The sequence below is a fragment of the Bacteroides muris (ex Afrizal et al. 2022) genome, assembly GCF_004793475.1.
Lineage (GTDB): Bacteria > Bacteroidota > Bacteroidia > Bacteroidales > Bacteroidaceae > Bacteroides > Bacteroides muris.
Genome location: NZ_SRYZ01000002.1, coordinates 1 through 19,479, shown reverse-complemented (window position 1 = coordinate 19,479; position 19,479 = coordinate 1). Strand labels below are relative to the sequence as shown.

The following is a 19,479-nucleotide window of genomic DNA, read 5'->3' as shown; positions in this document are numbered from 1 at the left end:
CAATGATTTATAAGATTTTTCAATTTATCATATCAACGTAAAAATAGATTCATTCCGCTCATCTGCCGACGATGTTCCTACCCAGAGCCGGAATTCTCCCGGTTCCACCAGCATCTTCATATCAGCACCACAAAAGGCAAGGTCTTCTTCAGTCAGCACAAATGTCAGCGACTTCTTCTCGCCAGCCTTGAGATACAGCTTTTGAAAACCCTTCAATTCTTTCACCGGACGAGTCACACTTCCCACAAGGTCGCGAATATAAAGCTGTACCACCTCTTCACCACCGACTTTACCGATATTGGCTACATCCACTGTAACGGTAAGTGTTTCCCCCTTTTTCAGCTCCTCCTTGTCCAACTTCAAGTTATCCACCTCAAAACTAGTATAACTTAAGCCATATCCAAAAGGATAAAGCGGAGAATTGGGACAGTCAATATAAGAAGACTTGTAGTCCATCTTCGGATTGTCCGGAGGAAGCGGTCGTCCGGTGTTCTTGTGGTTATAGTAAAGCGGGAGCTGCCCCACCGAACGTGGAAAACTCATTGTCAGCTTTCCGGCAGGATTATAGTCGCCTGCGATGACATCGGCAATGGCATGACCACCCATCGTGCCCGGATACCAGGCTTCGAGAATAGCATCCATATTCTCGTCCTCCCAAGTAAGTTCCAGCGGACGACCGTTCATCAATACCAATCCGATGGGCTTACCCGTTTTCTTAAGTTCCTTCAGCAAGTCTCGCTGCGAAGCAGGCAGGGTGATGTCCGTGCGGCAAGCAGCCTCGGCACTCCAGTTCTGGTCTTCACCGGCAGCAACCAGAATGACATCTGCCTGACGAGCCACGGACACAGCTTGTGCAAATCCTGCAGTTCCAGGCTTGCGAAGATCGCAGCCTTCGGCATAAAGAAAACGTACGTTCGAGTTTCCGTACTTTTTTTCCAACCCTTCAAAAAGAGTGACACTCCGTTGACGGTCTCCCCGTCCACCCCAACCACCGTTCACACTGTTACGTTCTTTCACCATAGGGCCTATCAAAGCTACAGTCTTACGTTCGGAGGGTTGTATCGGGAAAAAGTTATTCTCATTCTTCAACAATACTACCGACTTACGAGCAGCATCGCGCGCTGCTTCCAAGAACTCGGGTTTCATGATAGTAGCCTTCTCACGCTCCTCATTCAGATAGCGGTAAGGATCGTCCATAATGCCTAAAAGGAATTTCATCTCCAGAATGCGGCGTACGGCATTATCAATGGTTTCTTCGTTCACCTTGCCCTCTTTCACGGCTTGCAGCAGATGTGCATGAAACACACCTCCGGTCATATCCATCTCGATGCCCGCATTGGCAGCCAACTCGGCGGCATGAGCCTCGTCGCGTGCCACGCCATGGGGAACAAGCTCATTGATAGCCGTATAATCCGTCACTACAAAACCGTTGAACCCCCACTCATCACGAAGCACATCCTGATAAAGGAATTTACTGGAAGTGCAAGGCACACCGGAAATCTCATTGAAGGCAGTCATGAAAGTAGCCACACCCGCATCTTTGGCAGCCTTGAAAGGCGGGAAATAAATATCGCGCAAAGAGCGCTCGGACACATCAGTCGTATTATAATCACGACCTGCTTCAGCAGCACCATATGCACAGAAGTGTTTGGCGCAAGCCAGCATCTTGTCCAGCCGCATCAAGTCTTCGGGCTTCTTACCCTGGAAACCGCGTACACGTGCGGCAGAGAGCAATGAACCCAGATAAGGATCCTCACCAGAGCCTTCCATTACCCGTCCCCAACGTGCATCACGTGAAATGTCCACCATGGGGGCAAAAGTCCAGTTAACACCCACTGCCGAAGCTTCGGCAGCGGCAATGGACGCACTTCTTTCTGCCAGTTCGGCGTCCCAGGCACACGACTCGGCCAAAGGAATAGGGAATATCGTTTTAAAACCGTGTATCACATCGAAAGCAAAGAGCACTGGAATCTTCAACCGGGATTCCGCTAGCGCCGTCTCTTGTGTCTTGCGGATGGCGGCAGAAGAAGTGGCATGGAAAAGACTACCTATGTATCCTTTCTTCAATAGAGGTTCAATGTCCGTATTTACTTGCGGACCGGTCACAATATCGCTCTTAGCAGAATATTGGGTCATCTGACCTATTTTCTCTTCAAGTGTCATCAAGGCAAGTACAGAATCGACACGCTCTTCTATCCGTTTGTCACCGCTGTAACTCTGCCAATCACCAGCTCCTGAAGTACATGCCGTACCCACAGAAAGTATCAAGGCAGCTCCAATCAATAAATTCTTTTTCATAGTAAATGCTTTTATAGTTTTAAGATAGACATTACGGGAGCATGATCGGAGAGATAGCCGTTGTCCGGCTTATCATCAATGGTTCGGTAACGCTCCACCTCTACAGCACCTTTTATAAAAATAAAATCTATCAACCTACGTTTCTCTACCGGGATGCGCCCGAAGTCATGGAAACTCCACGTCGGTCCGTAAGCGACTTTCGCCGTAACGCAAGCATTCTTCATTCCACCTTCCGTCAATACAGTGACCGGCTCGGAATCTACCGTTCCATTAAAGTCTCCGGTAACAATTACCGGAAGGTCACCCGCCATTTGTTTTATCTTCTCAAGTATCAGCACGGCACTTTCGCGACGTGCCACTTTACCTACATGATCGAAATGAGTATTGAAAGCTGCTATTTCCCTACCACTCACCTTGTCTTTCAGTACAGCCCAAGTCACAATACGCTCGCAAGCCGCATCCCAGCCTTTCTTTCCGATGGAATCAGGAGTTTCACTCAGCCCAAAATTTCCACTCTTCAATAGTTCGAAACGGTCTGTCTTATAGAAAAGAGAGCAATACTCACCTTTCTCTTTTCCATCTGCACGACCTACACCGAGAGCGGTATATTGCGGAAGACGCTCCTTCAAGTCATCGAGTTGGTTCTTCACCACCTCTTGCATGCCTATAATGTCCGGAGCATAATAAGCAATCATTTGTGCCGCATGGTCCTTGCGGTATTTCCAATTGTTCATACTGTCCGCCACATGATCCAGACGGATGTTGAACGACATCACCTCTACTTTGACTTCCGGTTGCCTGCCGCACGAGGCGACAAGCAATGCGAAAACAACCAATACACTATTGATAAATACGTTTTTCATGGTTACAAACCTTTTTAATCTATGTAAAACCTAATCAAAATCAAAGAATCCTATCAAACAACCTAATCGACCTTGTTCAAATAAGGAGAAGTAAAGCCTAATCTCCTCAAACCCTTCTGCACATCGGGATGACTCATGAAAAGTTTCCAAATCAAACCGGTACGATAGTTCTCTATCATCACAATAATCGGCCCTTGGTCAATGGCAAGATACGAAGGTGCAAACCAATTCTCCGTCAAATTGAACGCATCCTTGAAACCATATTCACCCCAAAGACGGTCACCCAACTCTTCATAGAAATAACGCATGGCTTCCAAAGAATATTCAGGTGCATATGGAATAGAGGAAAGAGCAGCGGTAGGCGTAATCACACCACGGTCATTACCGGGACTATGGGCAGAATAACCTTTGTCACCGTCACTGGCAGTCAATCCCCAACATTTTTCGCCGTAACCCTTGTAACCCTTCGGATTGTCAATGCAGTAGGCACGGTTAATCAAGGTATGAGCCTTCATCTGTTCCTCGTAATCGGCATAACGATCTTTCAAGCCACGTGGGTCAAGCCCCATGTAAGAATAATGAGTGAAGAAGAGAGGACCTCCCTTTCCGTGGTTGTTTCCAAGAGGAAGCCTGATGCCGTAATACTCCCGACCGTTCAGAAAAGTATTCGCATTGGCCCAGCCTTTATGATAAACGCTCTCGGCAATCGGATAAGTAGGGGAAGACGCGCCCAAAATGTAAACAATGTGACACTCGTTATGACCTTTAATCTGATGATTCATCGCCCATCCGTTGTTTGGCGACCAATGCCAATACATCACATCTTGTCCCTGAGTAAAAAAGTTCCACTCTGCTTGACGCCACAGATTATTGATTATCCCGCGGATACGGTTTTCCGTCGGATTATCCTGTATAAAATACTGATGGGCAGCCAACAAGCCTTCGAACATGAAAGCGGATTCTACAATATCCGCTCCATCGTCCTTACGGCTGAAAGGAATGGTCTTACCGGTTTTACCGTTCATCCAATGCGCCCACATACCGTGATAGCTGTCGGTATTCTTGTCGCTCAAGAAACGAACAATCTTCAGTATACGTTCGGCACCTTGTTCGCGGGTGATAAACCCACGTTCCACGCCGACAATGACAGCCATCACTCCGAACCCCGACCCGCCAATGGTAACAACCTCGGCACCGCCGTTGCTCCGCTCACGCGCCAATCCGGATTCGGGATGGGCAAAGTCCCAAAAGTAACGGAAAGTTTGCTTCTGGACGAGGGTCATGAGTTCGTCATCGGAGAGTTGCTTTTCTGTCACATCAGATGGTGGATTTATGGCATTTACCGAGCACGAACAAACCCCCAAAAACAAGAAAAAAAGAAATATATTTTTCATAATACCTATTTTTAAACATTTTAACCACATAAGAAGTAGGAGTAGCCTAAGGCTACTCCTCACACACCTTATTTATTTTGCTTCAATATTCCTTGAGAAATATCAATCTGCTTCTGTGGAATGTAGAATGTAGAATGCTGGCTCATATTGAAGTTTGTCTTTCCATGGGCCTTCAGCATCTTTTCCGCATATCCGGGAACAACTTTATCAGCACGAATCAAATCAAAGAAACGGTGTCCTTCCATTGCTAATTCAATGCGGCGCTCATTCCATATGATTTCACGCAACTTAGCTTTATTCCTCTCTGTTATTTTAGGTAATACAGTGGGATCATCACCGGACTTACGAGCACGGTCTCTGACCAATTCCAATTTAGCCAGGGCGTCATCTACTAATGGATCGCTTTCACCATTTGCCAACTCATTGCAGGCCTCAGCATACATTAACAGTACATCCGCATAACGCAGAAAATACAAGTGGCAATTTTGTTTAGCAAAATTATTGGCATTCCAATAAGTTGTAGGCCACATTGTCTTTTTATTGGCGCGCGGTTGTACTCCCGGTTCGTCCTTGAAGTTTATAACCCCAACTCCTTCCATATTTTCGCCATCGTAAATGATAGTAGCCTCCCGTCTCGGATCACCTGATTCATAAGCCTTATCCAAAGACTCTGACGGAGAACTGAATCCCCAACCTTTGAAACCTCTGACACCTTGCCACTTCACATATTCGGAAGCCTTATCTCTCGTCTTGTCTGATCCCCACAAATACTGGTCGGCCAACATCACTTCATCAGAATAATAAGAATCCGGGCTAAACAAATCACGGTAATTGTGATGCAGGTTATATTCTCCCCTACTTATTACCTGCCCTGCATATTGTTTTACACTTACATAATCTTGACGGAACAAATAAACTTTAGCCAACAAGCCTTCTGCAGTTCCTTTCGTAACTCTTCCTCGCTCAGCAATCCCCCATTCATCACGGGTTGGCAAATTCATTGCCGCATAAGACAAGTCATCAATAATCTGCTGATAAATAGCTTCTTCAGAAGCGCATGGCTGATCGTATTCATCGGGATTCTGAACTTTAGTAACCAAAGGTACGCCACCGTAAGTTCTCACCAAGTTAAAGTAAAAGAAACCACGGAAAAAACGCGCCTGTGCAATGCTTCTAATCTTTAACTGCTCATCTTTCAACACATCCAAATTATCCAATGCTACGTTACAGAATCCGATTCCTTTATAATTGCCAGTCCACCAGCCGTTCAATTCAGAAGTATAAACATCATAAGTAAAATCATTCAATGAATTCACGCGAGCATAACTACCGTCTGCCGGTGAACTTCCTGTATCAGAATTGTCACTCGGCACCTCCATAATGCCAAACCAAGAAAACCCGATCAAGTCCCAACTTTTCATTTGAGAATATATAGCATTAATTCCCATCAAAGCACCTTCTTCTTCCCCGAAGAAAATATCTTGCGTCAATTTCCCTTGCGGCTTTGTATCCAAAAAATCAGAACAAGAGGTAAAGACCAATGCTGAAGCTAATAAAAGTGAATATATCTTTTTCATAATCATTTCCTATTTTTATTTTCCATTAGAATGTAAGATTCAAGCCAAAACGGCAGGTAGCGGTAATCGGATAAATATCACGGTCAAGCCCCCCTAAGATTTCAGGAGTAAATCCGTTATAATTCGTAAAATAAAGCAGGTTATTACCTGAGAAGTACAATCTCAAATTCTGGATATGCACTTTTTGCATCAAGTTTTTTGGGAATGTATATCCCAATTCCACAGTCTGTAACTTCACATAGTTACCACTCTCAACATAACGGTCGGAAACAAAATAATTGTTACCCTCAAATGTCATGCGCGGAATGGAAGTATTCCTATTGTTTTCAGTCCATCTATCCAAGAACGAACGATCCCAGTTATCAACACCAGCATTTCTTTCAGCTTGTTTGGCATTATAAATCTTATTGCCAAAATTACCCTGCAAATCAATTGACAAATCAAAGCCTTTCCAAGCGGCAGTTATACCCAAACCACCGATAAACTTCGGAGTAGGAGAGCCTAAATCCGTACGGTCTTCAGCTGTTATATATCCATTGCCATCCGTATCTGCATAAATCAGATCACCCGGAGCTACATTTGCCTGATACTTCTTCTTCGCATCACCGGAAGCAGCCGCAGCCATCGCATTATACTGCTCAATCTCCTCATTACTTTGGAAAATACCAATAGTCTTGTAACCATAAAAATACTTGATTGGCATTCCTTCTTCTGTCATATGAACACTTTTTCCGGAACCTATATCCCCACTGGTGATACGTTTACCTCCCAAATTAGTCACCTCATTCTTAATTGTAGTTCCGGTCAAGCGGATGCCATAACGAAAATCCTTAAACGAGTCTTCCCATTTCACCGTAAAATCAAGTCCAGAGTTACGTACTGATCCCACGTTTGTTTCTACAGAGGCAAGTCCTACAGAAGCAGGAACATCCACATTTACCAACATTTCTTTTGTATCTCTTCTGTAATAGTCAAACTCTAAAGAAAAGCGATTATTGAACAAGCCTAAATCAAAACCAAGATCCAACTGCTCTGAACGTTCCCAATGGATTTGTGTATTATAAAGAGAAGTTACAGTACCACCAGAATAATAATCACCACCAAATACAGCATCATAAGTAGGGTCTACATTAGCCAATGCATAATATTTGTCATTACCAATCTTATCATTACCAATTTGCCCCCAGCTACCTCTAATCTTCAAGTTACTCAACCATTCAACATTATCTTTAATAAAAGCTTCTTCAGAAATCCTCCATCCGGCAGCTACTGACGGAAAATATCCCCAACGGTTATCCGGTCCAAACTTCGAAGAGCCATCGGCACGTATAGAAGCCGTCAACAAATATCTGTCCATTAAAGCATAGTTGGCACGGAACAAGTAAGACATCATGGCTTCATGTTTTCCATTATTCTCAAGTCCACGTGTATCGCTTGAAGACTGATCCAAATACCAATAGTCTTCCACTTCTGAGAAGAAATTACGTCCTGACCCACCTAACTTTTCATTAGTGTATTTTTGAGCAGTAATACCACCCAAAAGATTCAGACGATTTTTATCATTGATTTGCCAATCATAAGTCAAGATATTCTCCCACAGCCAAGTAAAATCTCTAGTCCATGTTTTAGACAAGCTGTTCTCATCTACCTTTTGATACTCCGAGATATAATACTTAGGAGTAAAATTACGACTTCTGCCATTAATATAATCAATGCCCAAGCTGGTCTTAAAATTCAACCCTTTAATAACTTCCCAATTCAAGAATGCACTACCCACAATTCTATCTTTCCAATTATCACTATTCATATAATGGAGGGTAGCAAGCGGATTAGCAGTAGATGCTACCTGAGGATCGGAGAAATTACCATTCTCATCATAAGGAGCAATGATAGGGCTCAGTTTATAAGCGGATTTTACAACTCCCTTATTTTCATTTTTTGTATGACTGAAAGAAGCCGATAAGTTATGCCCGATAGTCAAATGTTTGTTTATTTTATATGAATTATTGGCACGCAAAGTAAAACGGTCATAAGAATTTTCCTTTATGATACCATCCTGTTGGAAATATCCGGCACTCAAATTATAATGTACCTTTTCTGTTCCGCCACTAACAGCAACTTGATAGTCACGGACAGACGCTACTCGGAAAATCTCATCGAACCAATTGGTCCCTTTTCCGAAAGAAGCCGGGTCATCATAAACAAGACCGCCATCCGGATTAATATTCAAGTTAGCTTCATTTTGCAGCATAGCATATTCAGAAGCCGTACACATCTCAAACTTACCGCTATTTTGGAACTGAAATCCTTCACTGGCAGTAATGTTCACCTGTACTTTACCTTCAGCACCTTGCTTGGTGGTAACAATGATTACACCGTTAGCACCGCGAGAACCATACATGGCAGTAGCAGAAGCATCCTTCAATACCTCCATGGACTCAATATCATGGTTACTCAGGAATGATATATCGTCCATAAACATTCCATCAACCACATAGAGCGGATTGCTATTATTAGTAGTACCGATACCACGAATGCGCACTTCAGGAGAGCTACCCGGAGCACCGCTTGCAGAGATAAATACACCGGACACACGACCTTGCAATGCGTTAGCCACATTAGGTGTAGAAATCTTTTTCAAATCATCGCTCTTGATAGAACCAACAGCACCGGTCAAGTCTGATTTACGCTGTACACCATAGCCTACAACTACAACTTCATCAATCAACATATTGTCTTCTTGCATTACTACATTAATAGTAGTACGACCATTCACTGCTATTTCTTGGTCTTTCATACCAATATAGCTATAAAGCAAGACAGCGTTACTGGGAACATTGGTAATCTTATAATCACCATCAAGTCCAGTAACGACTCCTTGTTGAGGAGCCCCCTTTACCGAAACTGTAGCACCAATAACAGTCATTCCCGTCTTGTCGGAAACGACACCCGAAACCGTAATTTTGTTCTGCGCCATCGAAACAACGGCAAACAACAACATCACACATGTAATTAATAAATTTTTCTTCATTTTGTATTGATTTAAAATTCTTTTGCAAAAGTATAGGAGCAATTGATGTATGTCAAAAAACAAACTACCACAAGATTACCACAACCTGCTCAAGCACTACAACGTAACTACTACAGCATTGTATAAAACACTAATTCCCAACAATATACACTAGGAAGTTATTTAAAGATTATTCAGACTGCAGGCCTATCCAAATAGAAATATGCTGTTGAAGTTACATGATCTTGGCGGTAGAAATTAACAAATCCTGGCGGAAAGTCTTTATCCGTGATATGTAGGTCTGAATCTTCATCTAATAAACGATAGAATTTCAGTTTACCGCTTCTATCTATAGTAACCGGTACAAGAGGAACCTTCGCCTTGTACAGTTCGAGTACCTTTTGATATGGAGCACCTCCAATCTGCTGCAATGTAACTCTTATATCATGATGAAAATAAATCGGGTCCTGCACGTGGAAACGATACATACTCCACCAACAACTGTCCGCATTTGCAATCGGACAACCTTGATAACGGTGGGAATACTCGCCCTGCCCCCAAGCCGTACCAATATAGTCTTCAACTCCCGTACCACTCAATGTGGGAAATTCCTTATCTCCGTCAATGTAGAACTTGATTTCACCTTCTCCCCACCAAGTAGTTTCATACGCCTTATTGGCAAAGATACCCAAGCTTACCCCCAAAAAGCGCCCCTTGCCCGATAGTTGGGGAAGAACAGTATAATCCACTCCCAACTTGGTGGATTTGTCTTCACGCCAGACAGCATGAAAATAGCTCATCTCCGAATCCCATTCCGGCAATTTAGTAAAGTTGATATCATAAAACAAGTGTGTCAGGTCCTCATCCGAGGTATTCACAAACACCACTTTGGCACCGGTGCGGTAAGGCATCGGAATAGAACAGTTAAAAGAACGCTTCTCCGGATTAGAAAAGAAACAGTTCTCAAAACGAGATGTACGTGACAGCGGATTCCCAAAAAAATCTCCCAATGGGACATCCACTGCCGGAACAACAGAATTATCCCAATAAAACTTGATACGCAACGCACGAAGCATCTTAGGGTTACGTTTGCTGACTGTCAGCCAAATACGGTTAATGATCCCGGGTCCTTGCTGAGACAACAAAACACAGCTGTCTCCCGCCATGATTCTGCCGAAAGCACTTCCTTTTGCACCTTTATTGACTTGAGCTGCCGTTCCCTTGGCACCGGTAGGATTTTCAAAACTTGTCCACCGCGTTTCATGACCTTCAGGCACTTTCCATATTTGGGCATGCCCCAAAAGAGTAAATGCTAATAAAACAGATATAACTAATAATGTCTTCATTTCATATCCTCCAGCAATTTATTCATTTCCCCAAAGGTCAGCCTTATTCCCTTTATTCTTTCTCCACTCATGACGCCATTTGTGCATCATCACATTGTTTACCATCGGCTTCAGCTTACGGCCCGCCTTGTCGGGTATGGTGGGAACAGCCGTCGCCTTGTCCTGATACCAGTAGGCAACGGTGGCCAGGTCGAGGGTCAGGCAATTGTTGTGCCCATGCTCAATGGTGGCTTTCAGCCCTTTCTCAAAGAAGACGGGATCTTGAATAAAGAACCGATAGACATGTGTACGCCCCAAGAATCCGACATCATTATTCACACGTGGATAGCCGAAGTAGATATGCTGGTAGGGCTCTTTCGGGCACCAGGCGGTGTTGAACAAATCTTCCGTACCGGTTCCTATCAAGGAAGACTGTTTTTCACCGTCGATGAACCACATGTCATCGCCTTCACCATACCACATGGGGGTAGGGCACTGTACATAATAGTTCAATCCCACAAAATGGCCCTTTCCCTTGATATCGGCAAACACATAATTGTCGGCTCCGTCCTTATTCTCCGTCTGCTTACCCACGGAACCCCACTCGGTCTCCCCCTCGGGAAGCGCTTCGGTAATCTCACGGTTGAACCACGCATGGAAACGCCCCATGTCCTTGGGCAGTTCCTTCATCTCCACATAGTCTATGTAGTAGTAGAAGGCGCCGATGTTGACATCCGTCTGATTCTCTATCTCAATGCGCGCACCTTTGGCAAAAGGCATGGCGAAATAGCTGCACAAACCCGTACCACCGTTGGGACCGGAAGAAAGGGCAAAAGAAGCATAGTTATACTGTTCGTTCCATCCCTGGCCGAAAAAGGGACCGATGGGGGACACGACAGAAGGTTCGTCGCTGCCGTCCCAGTACATCCGAAGGATGATGTCGTTACGGGAAAGCTGGCGCGGTCCCGGAGACATCGTTATCCAGATATGGTTGATTACGCCTGCCCCCTTGATGTCGGCCAAGACAGCCGTTTCGCCCGGCTTGATGGCCTTCAGGTGGTCACGGTTGTTGCCCGTACGGTCATAACTGCTGACACGGCGGTTGCGCAAGCCTTCCTTCATCTTGGCAAGGTCATACATTTCACTAGACATATTGGTCTGCGCAAAAGCGCTGCCTACTCCCATCAAAAGGGAGAATAAACCTACAAAAAACTTTTTCATCACGGTATTCTTCATTTTTCAAATTATGTTTTTCATCAATCTATCGGTTGTCACTTTCTTGTGGCATCCGACTTCCTTATCTTCTCCTCCAGTATCCGCGCCAGCCTGCGTGCCACTTTGGGATGCTGTTCATACACATTTGTGGTCTGGTATGGGTCTTCCTCCAGATTGTAAAGCTGCACAGAGGGTGCATCCGGCTTTATCCGGGCATTTTCTATATCGCTGTTCACCCGATGGGTGAGCTGGAAAGCGGATGCCCCGCCCAAGTCATGGTCACCGACATTCTTTCCGGTAAATCCGCCGCTGTTTTGCGCCGGAATATAGACCCACTTCCCTTTGCGAATGGAAAGATGGCTCTTTTGGGAAGGACAGATTATAATATGGTCCCGAATCATTTTCCCGGGATTTCCGACAAGGGCAGGAAGCATGTTGAAACTGTCCGGCCCGTCCTGCTCCTGCAATTCATATCCTGTGAGGGCAGCCAAAGTGGCAAGCATGTCAACATTGGACATCAACTGGTTGGATACGCTGCCCGCAGGAATCCTGCCCGGCCAGCGGACAATCATAGGAATGCGATGCCCGCCTTCCCAAGCTCCGAACTTGAAACCAAGAAGCTTGCCGTTGATATGGTGTCCTGCCTTCCAAGCTCTCTGCCCTCCATGATTCAGCATTCCCCCGTTGTCACTGGTGAAGATGAGCAGAGTATTTCCCGCCAGCCCTTCCTCATCGAGGGTACGCATAATCTCGCCTACCACCCAGTCCAATTCATGGATTGAATCACCGTAAGGTCCTGCCTCACTGGTACCTACAAAGCGTTCGGCCGGTGTAAAAGGATGATGGATGTTGGTGGTAGCATAATACAAGAAGAAAGGTGAATCCTTATGTTCCTTTATCCACTGCACGGCCCGGTCTTTCAAAGTAGTGGCTACAGCCCGGTCTTTGTACAAACGGTGCGCAGCCGTGGCTCCACCAATAGAGTTGATACCGAATTTTTCATCGAACTCCTCCGTTTCTGCCCTCTTGCCTCTTACAAACGGGTCGTTGGAATCATAACCCACCACATGATGGTTCTCCACATAAACAAAAGGTGGATGACTGTTGAGAATAGGCACACCGAAGTAATAATCGAATCCCAATTCAAGTGGTCCGGGAGCCAGTTCCTTGTTCCAGTCCATCTTTTCGTCCGTACGGAATCCAAGATGCCACTTCCCCACGATGGCAGTGGAATAGCCGGAACGTTTCATCACATCCGCAATTGTGGTGCGTGCCGTATCAATTTGCAGAGTCTGATTCAGGAAGATTGCCCCCCAAATATCCTCACGGCAAGGATATTGACCAGTCATCAGTCCATAACGTGAAGGCGTAGAAACAGCCGAGGATGAATGAGCGTCCGTAAAGCTACGGCCCTGCGATGCCAGACGGTCTATATTGGGAGTCTTGACCTTGGTGGCACCGTAACAACCAATGTCGCCATAGCCCAAGTCATCAACGTTGATAATGATTACATTGGGCTTGACCTCAGTGGAAGCCGGAGATTGCTGCGCGACGGCAGGCAAAACGCTGAATCCCATCCCTACTGTGAAGGAGAGAGACCCGGTGAGAAGTTTGTGTTTCATGTTTCACTCAATTTATCGGTTAATACAACATCCTTGCAAATAGAAGGTCAATGAATCCTGAATATCTTTATCCCATTCAAGAACGTCATTCCCTTCACCGCCTCAAAGTCCACTGTAAGGTTTCCACCGGTTACGGCAATACGCAATTTCTTGGATATGCAACGGTTCCCGCCTACTTCTATCGCCAGAGAGAAATGGCTCAACCAAGGCCGACCGTTGACAGAAACATTGAAGACACTGCCGCGGAAATCGGCATTGTCTAGGGTAGCGACAGCTCCCAAATCGTAAGTCACCCGTTCGGAACGTGCGTTCAGGTCAGCAAAAAGAAGTTCCACTTCATAGTCGCCGTCGGGCAAGTCGAAGCGATAGGCTTTGATGCCCTTGCGTTTGGTCTGGAGCAAAGGAACGTTACGGGTGTCTTTCACTTCGGCAGTGGTTCCGATACGTCCCGGAGAACGGTGGAAAATCTCTCCACCTATGTAGCCCCAACTTCCAGGAGTATAAGCTTGGTCGGGAAGCCAGCAAAGACCACTCTTGTCATCCGTAAAGAAACAGTTGCTGCCCACGTTCACTGCAAGTTCCAGCTGTCCGGAGCCGACTGCCGCGATATGGCGAGGCTGCATCTTCACAAAAATGTCCGAAACCTGCTCCACCTTCTTCCCATGGCAGATACCTGAAGCCACAAGCGTGTTTCGCCCCACAACGAGAGGCACTTGCCACACTGCATGGCAATTCTCGATGCCTTGCACGGAGAGCTTCGTGCCGTTGACAGACAACTCCACCTTATCCAGATTGGAATACACTTTCACCGGATGTTCCACCGCTTCACCGTCCGAAACCACAGTCCGATGCTTCCAGTCATCCACAGCAATGTGCAGCACCGGAATATCCTTGCGCAGGAATGCCTGGAAATAATAGAACACATCTTTAGGACGGCGATCATTGTACATCAAGCCTTTATTATTGATATGCAACGTAGCCTCCCGGCGACTGGCAGAACTGAAATCAATGAAGTTCCACTCCGTGGCGCCCACTATGAACGGTCGCTTCATGATAGCGGGCAGATAGTATTCGAGGTACAACTGCTGCCATTGCATGGAGAAATCGAATATCTGCGGATCGAGCGACTGCAAGCGCGGGTCGGAACCGGCACCGAACTCACTGATTATTAACGGACGGTGCGGGTATTTACGATGCTCTTCGTCCACAAAGCGGTCGAAAGACTTGAAGTCGTTCTCATACCAGCCCTGATAAAGGTTCCAACCGGAAATGTCGGTGATATTGCTGAGACCGATTTTATTGTAAATCTGATTGCCGTGGTAGGCCATCGTACTCAGACGGTAGGGGTCTTCCCTCTTCAGAGTTTCCTCCAGATGCCGGGCAAGCGCCAAGGTATTCTCGTAGAAACCGTTGAGCCATTGTTTCTTCACCCGATACTGCAGCTGGATAACAGCCTCGTTCATATACCCCCACATAATGACGGACGGATGGTTGTAATGCTGGCGAATCATTTCGCGCAAGGCGCTTGTGGCATTCGCGCGGAACTCGTCACCCAAAGCTATCAAATCTACTACCGGAATCTCCTCCCATACCAGCATGCCGAGTTCGTCGCAAGCACGCAACACAGCATCGTCCTGTGGGTAATGTGCCAGACGGACAAAGTTCACACCCATGTCTTTCAGCAACTGCATATCCCTGCGGTGCATCTCATCCGAAAGCGCTATGCCCATCGGCATCTGGTCCTGATGACGGCAAGCTCCCATAAGTTTCAGGGGTTCCCCATTCAACTTGAAGCCTTCCTGCGCATCCACGCTGAACCAGCGGACCCCCAAAGAGACACGTGTCTCATCTTTCAACACCTTGCCACGCACATCTTTCAAAGAAACTTTCACGCTGTACAGATAAGGGGAATCGGGCGACCACAACTGTGGCCTTTCCAACTGTAACCGTTCCTCGAAGGCGAACGCCCCGTCGGCATCTATCCGGACGCTGCGCAAAGATTGGGCTACGGTCTTCCCATCGGTATCCAGCACCTCGACGTCCAACTTCAACACCGCACGCCGCACATCACGGTTCACCAAAGTCCCACGCACACTGATTTCCGCCCTATCCTCACTCACGGAAGGCAAATCGACATAAATGCCCGTAGAGGCATAGTCGGTAAGGCTGATGTGCTGCTTTGCAGCACTGATGAGCCACACATTGCGGTAGATGCCGCCAAAGATGGTGAAGTCGCCGGACAAAGGAGGTATCCGGTCGTTCTGATTATTGACGTGCACCATCAGCAGATTCGGGGCATCAGTCCTTACTTTATCCGTAATGTCTACGGTAAAGGCAGAGTAACCTCCTTTGTGGGTAGTGAGCAGCTCGCCGTTGAGGTACACATCTGCCAGAGAATTGACAGCATCAAATTTCAGGTAAAGCTGTTTATCCCGCATCTGCGCGGCATCCGTACGGAACTCTTTCTTATACCAGGAAGAAGCCCTGCGGTAGTTACGGGTAGAATAGGCATCCGCATTCCAGGTATGCGGCAGATGTACCCGCTGCCAACCTTCTTCATGGCGTTGCACTTCCTGCAACCGATTGTCATCACATGCGGCATAATACCAGCCGTCATTAAAACTCTGAACCACCCGCCCGGCATTGACAACCAGATACATGGTGGACAGACACAATATTAATAAAAATATTTTCTTCATGTTTTTCAATAGATTATATTATCTCACACAAGTCAGGCAAATACTGCAAGAATACTGCATATAGTTTGTAGTGAAAATGCAGACAATATGCAGCAACAATGCCATCTCAACGCAGTGGATCGAATGCTGCATATTGCCGCCTCGGGAATCAGTTAGAGTAACTTGAACGCTGCTTTCTTTATGTCCCGGCTACTTCTGCCAATCATCACCTCAAAGCCACCCGGCTCGCATACAAAATCAAGATTGTAGTTGTAGAACTTCAGCAATTCGGGGGTAATCTTGAAAGATACTTTTTTAGATTCTCCGGCTTTCAGGAAAATCTTCTCAAAGCCTTTCAACTCTTTCACCGGACGGGTTACACTTCCCACAAGGTCACGAATATAAAGTTGAACCACTTCTGCACCGTCTCTCTTGCCGGTATTGGTCACAGTCACGGTAGCAGTCAGTTCACCCTTATCCGTCATGCTAGTCTTGTCCAAAGCCACGTCGCTATAAGAGAATGTGGTATAGCTCAAGCCGAAACCGAAGGGATAAAGCGGTTCATTGTCTATGTCTATATAGTTGCTGCGGAATTTCTGGAACCATGCACCGTCGGCAAGAGGGCGGCCCGTATTCTTGTGGTTATAGAACAAAGGAATCTGTCCCACGCTCTTCGGGAAAGTCGTAGTCAGCTTCCCACTCGGATTCACATCACCAAACAGTACATCACCGATGGCAAAACCTGCCTCACTGCCCGCAAACCATACATTCAGAATGGCCGGCACGTTTGCCTGCTCCCAGTTCAGTACCAGCGGACGACCGGTAAACAGCACCAGTACCACAGGTTTTCCCGTTTTCAATAATTCCTGTAACAGCATGCGTTGGGTGTCCGTCATTTCAAGATTCGTGCGGCAACTGCTCTCTCCACTCATTTCCGAAGACTCACCGAGCGCAGCCACAATAACATCCGATTTGGCAGCCACGGCAAGAGCCTCGTCCAGCAACTCCTTGTCCGAACGATTGTCACGGTGTAAAGAACGTCCGAACATAGTGGCACGTTTCTCATATTCGGCATCACTCATCAAATTACAGCCTTTCGCAGTCAGTATTTCGGCTTTACCACCTGCTACCGCCTTCAAACCTTCAGCCAAAGAAGTTGCATTCTTCAATACGGCAGCCACACTCCAAGTACCCGGCATATTACTGCGGCTGTCTGCCAACGGACCTACCACAGCAATAGTGCCTTTTTTGGTCAGCGGAAGCACATTACCCTCGTTCTTCAGCAACACCAAACTCTCCGAAGCAATCTTACGCGCAACGGCACGATGCTCTTTGGTAAAGATTTGCTTCTTAGCACGCTTCACATCACAGTATTTATAAGGATTATCGAACAAGCCCAACTTGTACTTAGCTTCCAAAACACGGCGACAAGCCGCATTAATTGCTTCTTCTGTCACTTTTCCTTCTGTCAATGACTTTTTGAGCGTACCTACAAATGCATCGCTCACCATATCCATATCGACACCAGCATTCAGCGCCAACGCGGCAACAGTCCGCATATCGCCCATGCCATGGTCGGTCATTTCTGTAATTCCGGTATAATCTGTCACTACAAAACCGTCAAACCCCCACTGCTTACGCAGTACATCCGTCATCAACCACTTGTTTCCGGTAGCGGGAATGCCATCGACCTCATTGAAAGAGGCCATCGCACTGCCCACACCGGCATCAACCGCCGCTTGATAGGGCAACATGTATTCATTGAACATGCGCTGATGACTCATATCTACTGTATTATAATCACGTCCCGCCTCACCGGCACCATACAAGGCAAAATGCTTTACACAAGCCATGATTTCATCCTCGCGGCTCATGTCCTTTCCCTGATAACCACGTACCATGGCCTGCGCAATGGCTGCTCCCAGAAATGGGTCTTCACCGTTGCCCTCGGACACACGCCCCCAACGGGCATCACGGCAAATATCCACCATCGGACTGAATGTCCAGCAAATACCGTCGGCACTGGACTCAATGGCTGCAATACGTGCCGATTCTTCAACCGCCTTCATATCCCATGTACACGACAATCCCAAAGGAATGGGAAACACCGTTTCATATCCATGAATAACATCCATACCGAATAAGAGAGGAATACCCAAACGACTTTCTTCAACCGCCTGCTTCTGTACATCACGGATACGTTCCACACCTTTCAGATTGAAAAGCCCGCCCACTTCACCGGCACGAATACGTTTGGCCACATTACTACTTTTAGCCTGACCGGTCGTAATCTCACCGGTAACCGGCAGATTCAACTGACCTATTTTCTCTTCCAGGGTCATCTTCTTCATCAAATCGTCGATGAAACGATTCATATCGACCGAGGATTTCTGTGCATACGCACTAACGGCAGTAAACACCAACAAGACTAAGAATGATTGTAACTTGAAAAATAAATGCTTCATGTCTTTCATGCTTTTAATTTATAGAAATATTATCTTGCTGCAAATAAAAGGAAAGCATGCGACAACCTCCACATCCCGCACTACAATAAAAGTACATCCATCACTAAAAAACAAAATAGGAAGTACAATATTAGTACTTCCCCCATTAATATTTCGCTGTAAAACAGTTATTTAAAATTTATAAGAAAATCTGTCAGACTTTCTTCCGGAAGCAGATTGAATTTCTTGCGCAACCGGTATCTTGCAGCATCAACCCCACGCGTGGAAATGTTGAGCAACTTCGCTATCTCCTTTGTCGGCATATTCAAGCGAAGCAATGCACAAAAGCGCAAATCTCCTGAAGTCAAATCTGTATATTGAAGTTTCAGATTACGGAAGAAGTTTTCGTGTATACGGTCAAAATTAGCCTGAAACATAGTCCAATTCTCTTCATCGGACACTATATTGCTATTAACTAAAGTGAGCAGCTTATCCAAGTTCTTACGGCCATACTGCCCCGACAACTTTTGCCGCTGTATCTCTTCTTTCAAGGAATTCAGAAATTCCTGATGGGCGATATTTGTCATTACCACACTGGACAACTCCTTGCTTTTAAAACGCAAATCGGCCTCAAGCTGCTCCTTTTCCAACTCAACAATCTTCTTCTCTTGCCGCTCGAGTTCTGCCTGATGGGCTACGCGCTGCCGTTCAATCACACGGTCTTTCTTCTTCTTCACGAAACGGTAGACCAGATATTGCAACAAAGCCAACAGACACAATCCTGCCAAGATATAACTTCCCACAGCCCAATAAGACAAGTACCACGGAGATAATATCTCAAAAGGAAGCTCTACCGATGCCAAAACCCTATCAGTATTATATATCTCAGCTTGGAAAATATAATTTCCATAAGGAAGACGGGCATACATTTTCTGCAAACTGCGTCCACTGGGCACCCATTGTTCGGAATAGCCATCCAACTTATATCTTACCTTATATAATAGTCCGTTAAAAATTCACCATATCGGCTAAGCGGCTTCTGCCACTATGCCA

Annotated in this window: 10 protein-coding genes and 1 pseudogene; all 11 read right to left on the bottom strand. The window is 46.1% G+C overall.

The genetic code is table 11. From position 1 onward, the window contains the following. Positions 1-27: 27 nt before the first annotated feature. Positions 28-2,298, bottom strand: a complete 2,271-nt coding sequence (locus tag E5355_RS01170; protein WP_136008827.1) for a glycoside hydrolase family 3 N-terminal domain-containing protein — start codon at positions 2,296-2,298, stop codon at positions 28-30. 11 nt (positions 2,299-2,309) lie between these two features. Then, positions 2,310-3,161, bottom strand: a complete 852-nt coding sequence (locus tag E5355_RS01165) for an endonuclease/exonuclease/phosphatase family protein (RefSeq protein WP_136008826.1) — start codon at positions 3,159-3,161, stop codon at positions 2,310-2,312. Between the two features lie 62 nt (positions 3,162-3,223). Beyond that, positions 3,224-4,555 (bottom strand): glucoamylase family protein, encoded by a 1,332-nt coding sequence (locus tag E5355_RS01160; protein ID WP_136008825.1) that lies wholly within the window; start codon positions 4,553-4,555, stop codon positions 3,224-3,226. A 68-nt stretch (positions 4,556-4,623) separates the two neighbouring features. Then, positions 4,624-6,132, bottom strand: coding sequence for a RagB/SusD family nutrient uptake outer membrane protein (locus tag E5355_RS01155; protein ID WP_246866863.1), 1,509 nt, complete (start codon positions 6,130-6,132; stop codon positions 4,624-4,626). 25 nt (positions 6,133-6,157) lie between these two features. After that, positions 6,158-9,163, bottom strand: coding sequence for a SusC/RagA family TonB-linked outer membrane protein (locus tag E5355_RS01150; protein ID WP_136008823.1), 3,006 nt, complete (start codon positions 9,161-9,163; stop codon positions 6,158-6,160). Between the two features lie 173 nt (positions 9,164-9,336). Then, on the bottom strand, positions 9,337-10,488 hold the full coding sequence (locus E5355_RS01145; RefSeq protein WP_229068109.1) for a glycoside hydrolase family 172 protein: 1,152 nt from the start codon (positions 10,486-10,488) through the stop codon (positions 9,337-9,339). An 18-nt stretch (positions 10,489-10,506) separates the two neighbouring features. Beyond that, the gene (locus E5355_RS01140) at positions 10,507-11,703 is read right to left on the bottom strand and encodes a glycoside hydrolase family 172 protein (protein ID WP_098031783.1); all 1,197 of its coding nucleotides are present in this window, start codon (positions 11,701-11,703) and stop codon (positions 10,507-10,509) included. Between the two features lie 35 nt (positions 11,704-11,738). Then, entirely contained in the window at positions 11,739-13,304 is a 1,566-nt protein-coding gene (locus tag E5355_RS01135) for a sulfatase family protein (protein ID WP_136008822.1), read from the bottom strand. A 47-nt stretch (positions 13,305-13,351) separates the two neighbouring features. Continuing rightward, complete coding sequence (locus tag E5355_RS01130) at positions 13,352-16,003, bottom strand: glycoside hydrolase family 2 TIM barrel-domain containing protein (protein ID WP_136008821.1); 2,652 nt, start codon at positions 16,001-16,003, stop codon at positions 13,352-13,354. Between the two features lie 152 nt (positions 16,004-16,155). Continuing rightward, on the bottom strand, positions 16,156-18,447 hold the full coding sequence (bglX, locus tag E5355_RS01125; RefSeq protein WP_136008820.1) for a beta-glucosidase BglX: 2,292 nt from the start codon (positions 18,445-18,447) through the stop codon (positions 16,156-16,158). 167 nt (positions 18,448-18,614) lie between these two features. Further along, a pseudogene (locus E5355_RS01120) lies at positions 18,615-19,421 on the bottom strand (hypothetical protein); the annotation flags it as partial. Between the last annotated feature and the right edge of the window lie 58 nt (positions 19,422-19,479).

What these genes read in the sequence shown, in the direction of transcription:
- E5355_RS01170 (WP_136008827.1), bottom strand. Translation starts at nt 2,298, where the DNA reads ATGAAAAAGAATTTATTGATTGGAGCTGCCTTGATACTTTCTGTGGGT.
- E5355_RS01165 (WP_136008826.1), bottom strand. Translation starts at nt 3,161, where the DNA reads ATGAAAAACGTATTTATCAATAGTGTATTGGTTGTTTTCGCATTGCTT.
- E5355_RS01160 (WP_136008825.1), bottom strand. Translation starts at nt 4,555, where the DNA reads ATGAAAAATATATTTCTTTTTTTCTTGTTTTTGGGGGTTTGTTCGTGC.
- E5355_RS01155 (WP_246866863.1), bottom strand. Translation starts at nt 6,132, where the DNA reads ATGAAAAAGATATATTCACTTTTATTAGCTTCAGCATTGGTCTTTACC.
- E5355_RS01150 (WP_136008823.1), bottom strand. Translation starts at nt 9,163, where the DNA reads ATGAAGAAAAATTTATTAATTACATGTGTGATGTTGTTGTTTGCCGTT.
- E5355_RS01145 (WP_229068109.1), bottom strand. Translation starts at nt 10,488, where the DNA reads ATGAAGACATTATTAGTTATATCTGTTTTATTAGCATTTACTCTTTTG.
- E5355_RS01140 (WP_098031783.1), bottom strand. Translation starts at nt 11,703, where the DNA reads ATGAAGAATACCGTGATGAAAAAGTTTTTTGTAGGTTTATTCTCCCTT.
- E5355_RS01135 (WP_136008822.1), bottom strand. Translation starts at nt 13,304, where the DNA reads ATGAAACACAAACTTCTCACCGGGTCTCTCTCCTTCACAGTAGGGATG.
- E5355_RS01130 (WP_136008821.1), bottom strand. Translation starts at nt 16,003, where the DNA reads ATGAAGAAAATATTTTTATTAATATTGTGTCTGTCCACCATGTATCTG.
- bglX (WP_136008820.1), bottom strand. Translation starts at nt 18,447, where the DNA reads ATGAAGCATTTATTTTTCAAGTTACAATCATTCTTAGTCTTGTTGGTG.